The sequence below is a fragment of the Marinobacter suaedae genome (assembly GCF_030519635.1).
Classification (GTDB): domain Bacteria; phylum Pseudomonadota; class Gammaproteobacteria; order Pseudomonadales; family Oleiphilaceae; genus Marinobacter; species Marinobacter suaedae.
Window position 1 is genome coordinate 765,508 of sequence record NZ_JAUMIS010000002.1, and the last position, 13,233, is coordinate 778,740.

Annotated in this window: 14 protein-coding genes; 12 read left to right on the plus strand and 2 right to left on the minus strand. The window is 57.2% G+C overall.

The window, feature by feature from the left end:
• Positions 1-102: 102 nt before the first annotated feature.
• The 9 genes from ccoN (at position 103) to QVZ43_RS12425 (ending at position 8,781) form a co-directional block, all read left to right on the plus strand.
• On the plus strand, positions 103-1,530 hold the full coding sequence (gene ccoN, locus QVZ43_RS12385; RefSeq protein WP_302910177.1) for a cytochrome-c oxidase, cbb3-type subunit I: 1,428 nt from the start codon (positions 103-105) through the stop codon (positions 1,528-1,530).
• Between the two features lie 15 nt (positions 1,531-1,545).
• Entirely contained in the window at positions 1,546-2,157 is a 612-nt protein-coding gene (gene ccoO, locus QVZ43_RS12390; protein WP_302910178.1) for a cytochrome-c oxidase, cbb3-type subunit II, read from the plus strand.
• Positions 2,158-2,162: 5 nt separating this feature from the next.
• Positions 2,163-2,348, plus strand: coding sequence for a cbb3-type cytochrome oxidase subunit 3 (locus QVZ43_RS12395; RefSeq protein ID WP_206642800.1), 186 nt, complete (start codon positions 2,163-2,165; stop codon positions 2,346-2,348).
• Positions 2,345-3,238 (plus strand): cytochrome-c oxidase, cbb3-type subunit III, encoded by an 894-nt coding sequence (gene ccoP, locus QVZ43_RS12400; RefSeq protein WP_302910179.1) that lies wholly within the window; start codon positions 2,345-2,347, stop codon positions 3,236-3,238. Before QVZ43_RS12395 ends, ccoP begins: the two co-directional genes overlap by 4 nt.
• Before the next feature lie 133 nt (positions 3,239-3,371).
• Complete coding sequence (gene ccoG, locus QVZ43_RS12405) at positions 3,372-4,802, plus strand: cytochrome c oxidase accessory protein CcoG (protein WP_302910180.1); 1,431 nt, start codon at positions 3,372-3,374, stop codon at positions 4,800-4,802.
• 47 nt (positions 4,803-4,849) lie between these two features.
• Entirely contained in the window at positions 4,850-5,362 is a 513-nt protein-coding gene (locus tag QVZ43_RS12410) for a FixH family protein (protein WP_302910181.1), read from the plus strand.
• Complete coding sequence (locus QVZ43_RS12415) at positions 5,359-7,809, plus strand: heavy metal translocating P-type ATPase (protein ID WP_302910182.1); 2,451 nt, start codon at positions 5,359-5,361, stop codon at positions 7,807-7,809. Before QVZ43_RS12410 ends, QVZ43_RS12415 begins: the two co-directional genes overlap by 4 nt.
• A 34-nt stretch (positions 7,810-7,843) precedes the next feature.
• Positions 7,844-8,095, plus strand: coding sequence for a cbb3-type cytochrome oxidase assembly protein CcoS (gene ccoS, locus QVZ43_RS12420; RefSeq protein WP_302910183.1), 252 nt, complete (start codon positions 7,844-7,846; stop codon positions 8,093-8,095).
• Positions 8,092-8,781: a sulfite exporter TauE/SafE family protein gene (locus QVZ43_RS12425; protein ID WP_223793253.1), complete on the plus strand. Its 690-nt coding sequence runs from the start codon at positions 8,092-8,094 to the stop codon at positions 8,779-8,781. Before ccoS ends, QVZ43_RS12425 begins: the two co-directional genes overlap by 4 nt.
• 3 nt (positions 8,782-8,784) lie before the next feature.
• On the opposite strand, the gene ttcA is transcribed toward QVZ43_RS12425, so the two are convergent.
• The gene (ttcA, locus tag QVZ43_RS12430) at positions 8,785-9,711 is read right to left on the minus strand and encodes a tRNA 2-thiocytidine(32) synthetase TtcA (RefSeq protein ID WP_302910184.1); all 927 of its coding nucleotides are present in this window, start codon (positions 9,709-9,711) and stop codon (positions 8,785-8,787) included.
• Between the two features lie 75 nt (positions 9,712-9,786).
• Here ttcA and QVZ43_RS12435 point away from each other — a divergent pair, with 75 nt between their 5' ends.
• Genes QVZ43_RS12435 through QVZ43_RS12445 form a run of 3 tightly spaced genes read left to right on the plus strand, consistent with a single transcriptional unit; the run spans position 9,787 to position 12,189 of the window.
• Complete coding sequence (locus tag QVZ43_RS12435) at positions 9,787-10,431, plus strand: TetR/AcrR family transcriptional regulator (protein WP_302910185.1); 645 nt, start codon at positions 9,787-9,789, stop codon at positions 10,429-10,431.
• Positions 10,432-10,458: 27 nt separating this feature from the next.
• Positions 10,459-11,124, plus strand: a complete 666-nt coding sequence (locus QVZ43_RS12440; protein WP_302910186.1) for a DNA-J related domain-containing protein — start codon at positions 10,459-10,461, stop codon at positions 11,122-11,124.
• Positions 11,125-11,157: 33 nt separating this feature from the next.
• On the plus strand, positions 11,158-12,189 hold the full coding sequence (locus tag QVZ43_RS12445; RefSeq protein ID WP_302910187.1) for a polysaccharide deacetylase family protein: 1,032 nt from the start codon (positions 11,158-11,160) through the stop codon (positions 12,187-12,189).
• A gap of 9 nt (positions 12,190-12,198) precedes the next feature.
• Here QVZ43_RS12445 and QVZ43_RS12450 read toward each other — a convergent pair whose 3' ends face one another.
• The gene (locus QVZ43_RS12450) at positions 12,199-13,107 is read right to left on the minus strand and encodes a MalM family protein (RefSeq protein WP_302910188.1); all 909 of its coding nucleotides are present in this window, start codon (positions 13,105-13,107) and stop codon (positions 12,199-12,201) included.
• Positions 13,108-13,233 lie beyond the last annotated feature (126 nt).

Consider the following 13,233-nt stretch of genomic DNA (forward strand, 5'->3'; position numbering starts at 1 on the left):
CTTAACTGGGTTGAGGAGTTGACCTGAGTCATTGCAAAGAGCTAATGGTTTCTCCATACTTGCGCCCGCATATTTCCCCACTCTAAATCCATTGGTAAGGCTATGAGCACAGTGAATGCAAACCTGACATACAACTACAAGGTGGTGAGACAGTTTGCCATCATGACAGTGGTATGGGGTATTGTAGGAATGGCCATGGGCGTGCTGATCGCAGCGCAACTCTACTGGCCAGCCCTCAACCTCGACCTTCCCTTTACCCACTTCGGCCGTCTGCGGCCGTTGCACACCAACGCCGTTATCTTCGGCTTCGGTGGAAGTGCCCTGTTCGCGACCTCATATTACGTGGTCCAGCGCACGTGTCAGGCACGCTTGATTTCCGATAGCCTTGCTGCTTTTACCTTCTGGGGCTGGCAGGCGATCATCGTGGCAGCCGCTATTACCCTGCCGCTGGGCCTTACCAGCGCCAAGGAGTACGCTGAGCTCGAATGGCCGATCGACATCGCCATTGCCGTGGTGTGGGTGACCTACGCACTGGTTTTCTTCGGCACCGTGATGAAACGCAGCACGCCGCACATTTATGTCGCCAACTGGTTCTACGGTGCATTCATCATCACCGTGGCCTGCCTTCACATTGGTAACAACCTGGCCCTGCCGGCCAGCGCCTTCAAGTCTTACTCTGCCTACGCAGGTGTGACAGACGCGATGATGCAGTGGTGGTATGGCCACAACGCAGTAGGCTTCTTCCTGACCGCCGGCTTCCTGGGCATGATGTACTACTTCGTGCCGAAGCAGGCTAACCGTCCGGTTTACTCCTACCGTCTGTCCATCGTTCACTTCTGGGCACTGATCGCCACTTACGTCTGGGCCGGCGGTCACCACCTGCACTACTCTGCCCTGCCAGATTGGGCCCAAACCGCAGGCATGGTGATGTCCCTGATCCTGCTGGCTCCCTCCTGGGGCGGTATGATCAATGGCATGATGACCCTGTCCGGTGCCTGGCACAAACTGCGCACCGACCCGATCCTGCGCTTCCTGGTGGTTTCCCTGTCCTTCTACGGCATGTCCACCTTCGAAGGCCCGATGATGTCCATCAAGACTGTCAACGCGCTGTCTCACAACACTGACTGGACCGTCGGCCACGTACACTCCGGTGCGCTGGGCTGGGTTGCCATGATCAGTATTGGTGCGGTTTACCACCTGATTCCCAAGCTCTGGGGTCTCCCGAGCATGTACAGCACGGCGCTGATCAACGTTCACTTCTGGCTGGCAACGGTTGGCACCGTGCTCTACATCGTGGCTATGTGGGTTAACGGCATCATGCAGGGCCTGATGTGGCGCGCTGTGAACGCAGACGGCTCCCTGACCTACAGCTTTGTCGAATCTCTGGAAGCGTCCTATCCGGGCTACCTGGTCCGTTTCCTTGGCGGCGTTATCTTCCTGAGCGGCATGCTGATCATGGCCTACAACGTTTACATGACCGTTCGCAACAAACAGCCGGCCGCTGACAATGCGGCAGCTCAGGCGGCGTAACGGGAGAGACACCAGATGACTAAACACGAAATTGTTGAAAAGAACCTCGGTCTGATGATCGTGCTGATCATTCTTGCGATCAGCGGTGGCTTCCTGGTGGAAGTTGTTCCCCTGTTCTTCCTGAAAGAAACCAATGAGCCGGTGGAAGGCCTTGAGCCCTACTCCGCGCTTGAACTGGAGGGACGTGACATCTACATCCGTGAAGGTTGCCACGTGTGCCATACCCAGCAGATCCGCCCCTTCCGTGCGGAAACCGAGCGGTATGGCCACTACTCCGTGGCGGGCGAGTTTGTGTACGACCGCCCGTTCCTGTGGGGCTCCAAGCGTACCGGTCCCGACCTGGCTCGCGTTGGTGGCCGTTATTCCGATGCCTGGCAGCGCCAGCACCTGTACGATCCGCGCAGCGTGGTACCGGAATCCAATATGCCGGCCTTCCCGTGGCTGTTTGAAGATCGTGTAGACCACACCAAGACTGCGGACAAGATGGAAACCCTGCAGACCCTGGGCGTGCCCTACACCGATGAACAGATCACCAATGCCGCTGATGAGGTTAAGGGCAAGTTTGAAATCGAAGCTCTGGTCGCATACCTGCAACAGCTGGGTACTGTGATCACAGAGAAGCGGTGATCCCCATGGATTTAAACGAGTTTCGCGGAATTCACACCCTTGTGGTCATGGCCATCTTCCTTGGCATCGTCTGGTGGGCCTACAGTGCCCACCGAAAGAAGGCCAACGATGAAGCGGCGCATTTGCCATTCGACGATGAAGACGCTGACCAGCGAACTCTTGATCAGGAAAAAACGGAGAAAAAGCAATGAGTACCTTCTGGAGCATCTGGATCAGCGTGATCGTGCTCGGTACGATTTTCGGCTGCGCATGGCTGCTGTGGGCAGTTCGCAAGAGCCAGACCACAGACACTGAAACCGACCGTACCATGGGGCACTCCTTTGATGGCATCGAGGAATACGACAACCCGATGCCCAAATGGTGGCTGTACCTGTTCATCGGAACCTGCATTTTTGCGCTCGGTTACCTCGCCCTGTACCCGGGCCTGGGTAACTGGAAAGGCCTTTTCGGCTGGACGTCCCACAACCAGTGGGAAGCGGAAGTGGCAGAGGCTGAGGCGAAATTTGGCGAGATCTACGCACAGTATGGCAATACACCGGTTGCCGAACTGGCTGACAACGAAGACGCCCTGAAGATCGGTCAGCGTCTGTTTGCCAACAATTGCGCCGTTTGCCATGGCTCGGCCGCTCGCGGACAGGTGGGCTTCCCTAACCTGACTGACGATGACTGGCTCTACGGCGGCACGCCGGAGGCCATCCTGGAAACCCTGCACAACGGTCGTATGGGTAACATGCCTGCCAAGGGCGTCATGCCGAACATGACCAACGAGCAAGTGGACCAGGTGGTCAACTACGTGCTCAGCTTCAGCGGTCGCGAAAAAGACGCAGACGCAGCAGAAGCTGGCAAGGCAGTCTTCGCCCAGGCTTGTGCCGCATGCCACGGCCCGGAAGGCAAAGGCATGGAGTCCGTCGGTGCCCCCAACCTGACCGACGATGTCTGGCTGTACGGCTCCACTTACGAGTGGATAAAAGAAACTGTGGTCAATGGTCGCCAGAACCAGATGCCCGCCCAGAGCGGCCGTCTGACGGAGGACCAGATCCAGATTCTCGCTGCTTACGTGTACAGTCTGTCGAACGACTGACTGATCCGGCCGGGGCTTCTGCCCCGGTCTGGTCTTCTCCCGCCTGCATCCGGAAACTACCGGGTTCAGACAGGAGCGGATCCAAGGACACCACATCCCTGAACCGCAGGTTGTCTTTCATCGGGAGGTTTTGATGAGCAGTGAGATTCCGGTCAAACAGGTTGACCCATCCTCTGACCCCTCCGATAAGAATAAAAACACCGGAACCGTAGAGCTCTACGCCAGTCGCAAGAAAATCTACGTCAAGGAAGTCAAAGGCTTCTTCCAGCGGATACGGAACGTCAGTCTTACCCTTCTGATGGGCATGTACTTCCTGTTCGTATGGATCACACTGGATGGCCAGCCGCTGATTCATTTCGACCTTCCCGCCCGTGAGTTCCACCTGTACGGGGCCACCTTCTACCCGAAAGATTTCATCCTGCTGTCCGGCATGCTGATCATCAGTGCGTTCGGCCTGTTTTTTATCACCACCCTGTTTGGGCGGGTATGGTGCGGCTACACCTGCCCACAGACTGTATGGACATTCATTTTCATGTGGGTCGAAGAGCGCATTGAGGGCAGCCGCAACAAGCGGATGAAACTCGACAAGGCTCCCATGTCCGGTGAAAAGCTGGCGCGAAAATCCACCAAGCACCTGGTCTGGGTACTTATAGCCCTGGCAACCGGCCTTACCTTTGTTGGCTACTTCTATCCGATTCGCGAGCTGATCGCCGACCTGTTTACCTTCCAGGCTAACGGCTGGGCCTATTTCTGGGTCCTTTTCTTCACCATTGCCACCTACCTGAACGCGGGCTGGATGCGTGAGCAGGTCTGCCTGTACATGTGCCCCTACGCCCGATTCCAGTCGGTGATGTTTGACCCCAATACCCGGGTGGTTTCCTACGATCCGAATCGAGGAGAACCCCGGGGTGGCCGCAAGAAAGGGGTGTCACCTGCGGAAGCCGGGTTGGGCGACTGCATCGACTGCGGCCAGTGTGTGCAGGTGTGTCCGACCGGTATCGACATCCGTGACGGGCTGCAATACGAGTGCATCGGGTGCGCCCTGTGTATTGATGCCTGCGACGAGATCATGGAAAAAATGGATTATCCCAAAGGACTGATCCGCTATACCACCGAGAATGAACTCGAGGGCAAGCCCTCCAAACTGCTCCGCCCACGCACCTTCGGTTATGGCGCGGCGCTCGCGCTGATGATTTCGGCGGTCGCTGTTACCATCGCCACACGGGTTCCCGCAGAGCTGGATATCCTGAGAGATCGCGGGGCGCTCTTCAGCTTTAATGGCCAGGGCCGGATAGAAAACTCCTATACCGTGAAAATCGCCAACATGACTGAGGTTCCCCAGACCTTCGCACTGTCCGTTCGCGGCCTTGAAGACATACAGATCCTGACCCAGAAGACCGTGACCGTCGAAAGTGGCGAGAACCGTTCGCTGCCTACCGTCGTGGATGTTCCACCCGAGTCCATTGAGACCAGCAACAACACCATCTTCTTTGAAGCGCGGTCCGAAGTGGACGCAACCCTGGTACTGGAAACCGAAAGCCGGTTTGTCGGTCCCAAGCCTTGAATTTATATATCCCAAGCTCTCAATGCATTACCAAGAGAATGAGTAACATGTCTGATCAATCCCCGGTCGCACCCTGGTACCGCCAACCCTGGTTCTGGTTCCTGACCATTTTCCCCCTGGCTGCTATTACCTGGTGCGCTGTCATGCTGACCGTCGCCCTGAGCATGGAAGACACCATGGTGACCGACGATTATTCCAAGCAGGGACGAGGCATCAATTATGAAATCGCCCGGGACCAGAAGGCCACCGACCTGGGCCTGACCGGCGACATGGCCTTTGATGGCCGTCAGGTTACCCTCTCACTGAATTCCGACGAGGGTGCAGCAGACTTCGATTATCTGATCCTTAACCTGTTCCACCCCACGCTCTCCAAGTACGACCGCACTGTTCAGTTCCGCGCTATCGGTAACGGCAGGTATGAGGCGCAATTGCTGGAAGATATCGATGGTCGCTGGTATTTCGACCTGCGTGGCCCGGACAACACGTGGCGCCTGAAAGGCGAAGCCTGGTTGCCCAAGGAGTCCCTGGTTATCAAGGCAAAGGACGCTGAGCAGGAGTGACCTCACCGGCCTGTTACCACTGCGGTGAACCGGCGGCCGGTGAGCCGCCCATCACCCTGGAGCTCGACGGGCAATCGCGCCACTTTTGCTGCCAGGGCTGTAAAGCCGTGTGCGAAACCATCCACGCGGAAGGGCTCACCGGCTTCTACAACTTCCGTACTGAGCCCGCCGTCACCCCCAGGCAACTGACCAAACCGCAACTGGAACGGATCCGCGAACTCGATCACCCGCTCATCCAGCAGGCATTTGTCTCGCCGGTAAAGGGCGGCCAGGAAGCCCAGTTGCTGATTGGTGGTATCACCTGTGCCGCCTGTATCTGGCTGCTGGAAAACCACATGAAGAAACAGTCTGGCGTGCTGTCTTTTTCAGTGAATCACAGCACCCAGCGCGCCCGGCTCGTCTGGGCCCAGAATCAGGCGAAACTCAGCGATTTGCTGATTGCCATCCACGAACTCGGCTACACAGCCCGTCCCTATCAGGCTGACGAGGTGGAGCAGCAGTTACGATCCGAGCATCGCTCGATGCTGATCCGGCTGACTCTGGCCGGCATCGGGTCATTCCAGAGTATGATGCTGGCGTTCCCGCTCTACTTCGAGATGGTGAACGACTTATCCTCCGACTTTGTCAGCTTCTTTCGCTGGGTCAGCTTGCTGATCACCACACCGGTGGTGTTTTACAGCGCCGCGCCGTTTTTCAGGAATGCCCAGCGGGATATCCAGTCCCGGCACCTGACCATGGACGTTCCCGTGGCTATCGCCATTGGCCTGGCCTATCTGGCCAGCGCCTGGGTGACGGCTGTCGGGGGAGAGGAAGTGTATTTTGAGTCGGTGTGCATGTTCACCTTCTTCCTGCTACTGGGCCGTTACGTCGAAGTCCGCGCACGATTCCGGGCGGGATTGACCGGCAACGCACTCGCCGGGTTCCAGCCCACCGTTGCCACGAGGGTTCAGGACGGAGATACCAGCGTGGTTCCGGCCCACGAGATCCGGCCGGGCGACACCGTTCGCGTTCGGCCCGGTGAAACGCTACCTGTCGATGGCACGATTGTCAGCGGCCACTCCACCCTCAATGAAGCGGCGCTCACCGGCGAATACCTGCCCGAAACCCGGTCAACAGGCGATGCCGTGCACGCGGGTAGCGTTAATGGGGAAAACCCGATTGATGTGGAAGTCACCCGTTCCGGCTCTCAGACACGATTGTCCGGAATCCTTCGGGTGCTCGATCGTGTGCAATCCGAGAAGCCACCGGTGGCCCGCATGGCAGATCAGATGGCCGGCAAGTTTGTGGGACGCGTCCTGATTCTCGCCCCGGTCGTTTGGATTGGCTGGTGGCTGGCAGGTGCCGACAACGCATTCGACATCACCCTGTCGGTACTGGTGGTGACCTGCCCCTGCGCCCTGTCACTGGCAACGCCGACCGCCATCACTGCCGCCACCATGAAACTCCGGAGACTGGGCTTTCTGCCAACGAGGGGCCATACCCTGGAATCCATGAATGCCATCGACACGGTGGTGTTCGACAAAACCGGCACACTGACCGAAGGCCGGCTCAGACTGGCTTCCGTCAAGGTCACCGGGAGCATAGACGAAGCCAGCTGTCTGAAGCTCGCCGCTGGGCTCGAACGGCACTCCGAGCACCCCATTGCCAGGGTTTTCAGTGACCTGTCCGCCACCAGCGTGAGTCAGGTACAGAATCACCTGGGAGGAGGATTGTCAGGCACCCTTGGCGAAAAAGCCCTGTACATCGGTCACCGGGAATTTGTTCAGTCCCAGACAGAGCTGCCCGCCCCGAGCGTGGAATCCTCGAACGGCATGGAGGTCTGGCTGGCCTCAGGCTCAGAATGGCTGGCTTGTTTCTGCCTCGACGACCAGCCCAGGGCAGACGCCCAGAAGGCCATAGCCGATCTCAAAGATCGCGGTATCCGGGTTATGCTGCTCAGTGGCGACCGCTCGAATCACGTCCAACAGGTGGCTACGGCGTTGGGGATTGATGACGCCATTGGGCAAGCATCGCCGGAACGAAAACTCGAGGTGCTGCAGGATTTAAGCGAGCAGGGTCATAAAGTCATGATGGTGGGGGATGGCATCAACGACCTGCCATCCATGGCGGGCGCGGGCATTTCCGTGGCCATGGGCTCGGCCGCCGACCTGACCCAGCTGCATGCGGACGCGGTATTACTGAATGGCCAATTGAGCCAGCTCTCCGAAGCCATCAAGACCAGTCAGGATACCCGCCGGGTGATTCGCCAGAACCTGATCTGGGCACTGGTTTACAACGTAACTGCCTTGCCCCTGGCCGCGGCAGGAATGGTACCGCCCTGGCTTGCAGCCCTTGGCATGTCTGCAAGCTCGCTGGTGGTGGTGTTGAATGCTCTTCGCCTGGCCCGCCCACCCCTGCTTCACGCCCCGGAAGAAGGCGCGAGAGTTGGCGCACAGCTTGTGTCCTGATACCGTAGCCGGATAGTGTCCAAGAGGTTAGATCGTGCAAATAGTCATTATTCTTGTCCCCCTGGTGTTGCTGGTGGTGGCCATTGGCATCCTGCTCTTTTCCTGGGCGGTAAAGAGCGGCCAGTACGACGACCTTGAAGGGCCTGCACACCGCATCCTCTACGATGATGACGAGGACAAGATTCCGGACGAGGCTCGCGTCGACAAATCGACCTCCCCTGGCACTTCCGCCAATACAGAAGATGACGCGGCAAACAGCGCCAAGGACCCGACCAAAGACGCATGAGCCCGGAGCTTTACCTCAGTTACCCAAGCGCGTTTCTGATCGGACTGCTGGGCAGCGCCCACTGTCTCGGTATGTGCGGTGGAATCAGTGCGTCACTGTCCATGGCCCTGCCCGTTGGGCAGGGATTCCGGCTCCGACAAACCCTGATGCTGCTGGCGTTTAACGGCGGCCGAATCACCAGCTATGCGCTCATCGCAGCCATCGTTGCCCTCGCGAGTACTTCTGCAGCCCATCAATGGTCCCAGTTGGCGCCGGTTTTGAGGAGTATAGCGGGGGCGCTTCTGATCCTGATGGGACTGTCGATGGGCCAGTGGTGGCAGGGAATTCGTTACGTGGAGCGCGTGGGAGCCCCGATCTGGAAACGCCTCTCCCCGCTTACCCAGCGCTTTTTGCCCGTACACCATACGGGGCAGGCTCTGGCACTGGGTGCATTATGGGGCTGGTTGCCCTGTGGGCTGATCTACAGCACCCTTGGCTGGGCAGCGCTTCAACCCACGGTCGGTTCAGCAGCCCTGACCATGGTCTTTTTCGGGCTGGGCACCCTGCCTTCCATGCTGGCCACAGGTTATGCTGCTGGTTGGATCAAAGCATTACAGGGACGCACCGGTGTGCGCCGGGCAGCGGGCGTCCTCCTGATCCTCTTCGGGATCTGGACCCTCCCCCTGCCCTGGCTTGCAGGCCACTAAACGTCAGATATTGAGTACGTCCAGCCGCCCATAGTCGGTTGTTTCGGCAGGCTCGCAGGCCTCAACACCCTGAACGACGGCCTGGCGCTTGCCCCCAAGCCGCTTGTTTTCGCGGAAATCGTACAGGTCGTTGTCTGCCAAGTGGGAAGGCTCTACGTTGCACATAGCCCGGAACATGGTTTCGAGACGCCCGGGGTGCTGCTTATCCCAGGTCTGAAACATATCCTTGATCACCTGCCGTTGCAGATTTTCCTGCGAGCCACAGAGATTACACGGAATAATCGGAAACTCCCGCAGGGCGGCATAACGGGCAATGTCTTTTTCACGGGCATACGCCAGAGGTCGAATGACGGTGTTCCGGCCGTCATCACTGTGCAGCACTGGCGGCATGGATTTCAGCTTGCCACCATAGAACATATTCAGGAAAAGAGTTTCCAGAAGATCGTCGCGGTGGTGCCCCAGCGCGATCTTGGTCACTCCGTGCTCTTCGGCAAAATTATAAAGAATTCCGCGACGTAGGCGCGAACAAAGGCCGCAGGTGGTCTTCCCTTCGGGCACTTTTTCCTTAACAATACTGTAGGTATCCTTCTCGATGATGTGGTACTCGATACCCAGAGTTTCCAGATAGCCCGGCAATACCTCCTCCGGGAAACCCGGCTGCTTCTGATCAAGGTTGACAGCAATCAGCTCAAAGGAAACCGGGGCGCTCTTCTGCAAATTCAGCAGAATGTCCAGCATGGCATAGGAATCCTTGCCTCCGGACAGGCAGCACATGACTTTATCGCCGGCCTCAATCATCGAGAAATCAGCAATGGCCTGCCCCATCTCTCGGCGCAGACGCTTCTGCAGTTTATTCAGCTCCAGCTTCTGTCGGCGCTCCAACTCGGAGCCCTGCGTTGTTTCGGGACTGGCAATCATTGCTTTGGACATACCCATCAGGTTCAGAAATTTACGAGCGACGAATTATACTCGTCACAAGGATGCAGTGACATACAGGAAAACAACATGGATATGTTGCCAAAAAACCGGAAGCTCCCGGGGAAAAGAGAGCAGAACCGGATTCGAAACCGCAAAGCCATTCTCAATGCGGCCCGGGAATGCTTCAGCGAACTGGGCTACGACAACGCGACCATTCGGGACATCATAAAACGCACCGGCCTGGCTGCCGGCACCTTCTACAATTCTTTCTCCAGTAAGCAGGACATATTTGTTGCCCTGCTAACGGACTTCCTGACTCAAATGAATCAGGACCTGACCAAAAGCCGGCGCTCTGCGGGAACCACCAACGAATTTATTCACTCAGCTTATCTTGCGCTCTATTCAGCCACCGCCAGGGATCCCCTGATCTACGAGTTAGCGCACCGCAATGACCAGGCCCTGCAAAAGCTGTTCGGCTCGGGTCTGCTCAGGTTAAGTATGCTATCGCTTGAAGCCGATGTGCAGGAAGCCAAGGAACGCGGGCTCCTGCCGGATATCGATACCGAATACCTGTGCGCAGCTTTTTTCGGAGTGGCATACGAACTCAGCCTGAAAGTTGCGAGGCGAGCTCACCAGAAACCGGAATCGGCGGACACCGAGGCACATCGCGCGGCACGGTTTTCGACTGCGCTGTTCCTCGGGGGAATTCCGGAGCTAACGAAGGTTTCCTGAACGGTCCAAGTACCCTAAGATTGGGCCATGAACCATCCTAGCCCTTCCGCCCGGCGTCGTAATGATGTGCCGGGCGCCTATCATCAAGCCCTGGAACAACGAATCCTGCACCTGATGGTGGCTGTCGAGCACGAGCTCAGGCTGGCACCGGATGGCATGAGTGAATTGCATTTGTTGAAAGCACTGCAGAATCCCCCCTGGGAATTATTCGGCAGCATCCAGTTCAGCGAACCCGAGAAACTTTACCCCGTTCACTTTTTGCTGTTTCACGTGCTCTTTCGCCTGCGGGACCAGTTGGCCGACTCGGATATGAGCCTCAGCATTTCAGCGCTCAACATAAGCCTCTCGGCCCAACCGATGGTCAGTGGAGACGGGCTACCAGATGCGACTGACAAGCTCCGGGAGTTTTATCTGGATCTTTCGCACTACCAGCTAGGAGACTCCGTCATTCAGCAAATGATGGACGATTTCTTGGCTGGCAGAACCGGGCGCAAACCGGCAGAAGGCGACCTGAAACACGCCTCGGCAGTTCTCAATTTCGAGGGTATACCAACGTCTTTTTCCGAGGTAAAACACCGTTTCCGGCGCGCCGTGATGCAGGCTCACCCGGATCGCGGCGGCGATACCGGGGAAATTCAGCGGCTAAATGAAGCCTTCTCCGTTTTCAAAACTCACTTCAATCGCGGCAGCTAACTCAACGCGGTATAGTTTTCTTGAGGAAGCCCCATGTTTTTTCGACTGATCCATCAGTTTGCCCTGTTTTTGGCAATTCTTTTGGTCCCTGGTTATCTTTCAGCTGACCTTGTAGTCCTGCAATACCATCATGTCAGCGACAAAACCCCTCCGGCCACCAGCACATCGCCATCCCTGTTTGATGCCCAGATGGACATGATTTCCCGGCTCGGACTGGAGGTCGTAGTTCTGGAGAGCGGCACTCAGGATGCCCTGGCCGGCAATCTCGACGAAGAGAATCGCATCGCCCTGACCTTCGATGACGCCTACGAATCGGTTATTAGCAATGCGCTCCCGACCCTGGCCGAACACAACTATCCGTTTACGGTGTTCGTCAATACCCAAGCCATAGGATCCCCCGGTTATCTGACCTGGAAGCAACTGGAAGAGCTGGCCGGTAATGAGCTGGTAACGCTGGCAAATCACAGTGCAGACCACGGCCACCTGGCTCGGAGGTTAGATGAATCCATGGATGGTTGGAAAAAGCGTATCGAGGCAAGCCTCGACCAGGCACAGCAGGCCCTCAAAACAAACGTGGGCACCACGGCATCCATGTTTGCCTACCCTTATGGCGAGTTTGACCGGGCGCTGGAACAGCACATCGCCGAAAGAAACTGGTATGGTTTCGGTCAGCATTCCGGAGCTATCGGTCCCTCCTCGTCGCCAACACGCTTGCCCCGGTTTCCCATGGCCAACGCCTTTGGTCGGCTTGAATCACTCGAAACCAAACTGCTGAGCAGGGCCTTGCCTGTGTCAGCAGATCAACTTCCGGACAGTGTGATCAAGAGCAACCCTCCCCACTTGTCAATTAGGCTGTCCGCCGGCTTCAGCCCAAAGCGCCTGAACTGCTTTGGCTCGGGTATGGGAAGAATCAAGGTGAAGGTAAATGACAGCAGCGCCAGCATCCGTGCCCCGCAAGCGTTTGACACTCGGCGTTTCCGTTACAACTGCACCTACCCCGACGGAAACGGGCGATATTACTGGCTGTCGCAGCCTTGGCTCGACCTCAATCAGCCAGAGGACTAACCACTGATTTCAGTCCTCAACCCTCATGAGCCCCAACTCACCCGCTGCGACGTGGGGTATAGCGCGGGGCCCCCTGCGTCCCTCGACGACTGTTTGCCCGGCCAGGTCTTCCTGTCGGGTGAAAATAACGACCCAGCGCTCGCCTTCGCCCGGGAAAACCGGAATAAACGACTCGAGAAATCCGAGCCGACTCCAGGACTCCGGGGTGTAGGCGCTGACCATATCCGTCACCAGACGCAGTGGCTGAAAATCACGGTCCAGGAACAACAAGGATGGAACAAACACCCCATCCGATGCGTAGGAACGAAGGCGCATAATAAAATCGGGCTGGTCTATGACGCTGGACAACGCCACAAGATGATAGGGGCTGCTTCCTGACAGGAAGTCATGGGCTGGCGAATCTTCGGAAATATCAACTCCGAACGCCCGCCCCTGCTGCCACTCTGAGTGTTCGCCCCTTCTCAACGCAAGGCAACAGGATTCGCCAAAGCGGGCCAGGTAGTCGTCAGCGCCGGATTCGATTCCAAGAATGGCAAACGCATTGGGATCAGCCCCTTCGACCTGATCCGGCAAAGGCATGACTGACGACCCGGTCTGATAAATACTGGCGGGAGAAAGCTCAACCGGTGCGGCGACTGTTCCCTTCTCCAACTCCGAACGAGTGTCCGGACGGAAATAGCTGACCCGGACATTTCCCTCTGCGTCCCGCCAGGTGAAATAGGGCAAAGGCTCACCAGGTCGAATGTAACCATCTCGCTCGAGCTGATTACCGTCGGGATAATTCTCGAGGGTAAATTCGGTGTCTTCGTCGAGGGATTCAACAGGGACTTCCGCTAGTTTGGCGTGGACAGGATCTTCGCTGGCATCATTTTCGTCCTCCGGATTATTCACAATCCGGGAATACTGGACGCGCCCCATTTCATCAACCCAAGTGAAATAGCCGTCCCTGTCAGAAACGGGCGCTCCGCCAATCTGGCAACCTGAAACCATAAAAGCTATCAGAGACGCCAAAACCACTTTATTTGGCAGAACTGCTCTCATCCA

Coding starts and splice junctions, on each gene's coding strand:
- ccoN (WP_302910177.1), top strand. CDS start 103: ATGAGCACAGTGAATGCAAACCTGACATACAACTACAAGGTGGTGAGA.
- ccoO (WP_302910178.1), top strand. CDS start 1,546: ATGACTAAACACGAAATTGTTGAAAAGAACCTCGGTCTGATGATCGTG.
- QVZ43_RS12395 (WP_206642800.1), top strand. CDS start 2,163: ATGGATTTAAACGAGTTTCGCGGAATTCACACCCTTGTGGTCATGGCC.
- ccoP (WP_302910179.1), top strand. CDS start 2,345: ATGAGTACCTTCTGGAGCATCTGGATCAGCGTGATCGTGCTCGGTACG.
- ccoG (WP_302910180.1), top strand. CDS start 3,372: ATGAGCAGTGAGATTCCGGTCAAACAGGTTGACCCATCCTCTGACCCC.
- QVZ43_RS12410 (WP_302910181.1), top strand. CDS start 4,850: ATGTCTGATCAATCCCCGGTCGCACCCTGGTACCGCCAACCCTGGTTC.
- QVZ43_RS12425 (WP_223793253.1), top strand. CDS start 8,092: ATGAGCCCGGAGCTTTACCTCAGTTACCCAAGCGCGTTTCTGATCGGA.
- ttcA (WP_302910184.1), bottom strand. CDS start 9,711: ATGTCCAAAGCAATGATTGCCAGTCCCGAAACAACGCAGGGCTCCGAG.
- QVZ43_RS12435 (WP_302910185.1), top strand. CDS start 9,787: ATGGATATGTTGCCAAAAAACCGGAAGCTCCCGGGGAAAAGAGAGCAG.
- QVZ43_RS12440 (WP_302910186.1), top strand. CDS start 10,459: ATGAACCATCCTAGCCCTTCCGCCCGGCGTCGTAATGATGTGCCGGGC.
- QVZ43_RS12445 (WP_302910187.1), top strand. CDS start 11,158: ATGTTTTTTCGACTGATCCATCAGTTTGCCCTGTTTTTGGCAATTCTT.
- QVZ43_RS12450 (WP_302910188.1), bottom strand. CDS start 13,107: ATGGGGCGCGTCCAGTATTCCCGGATTGTGAATAATCCGGAGGACGAA.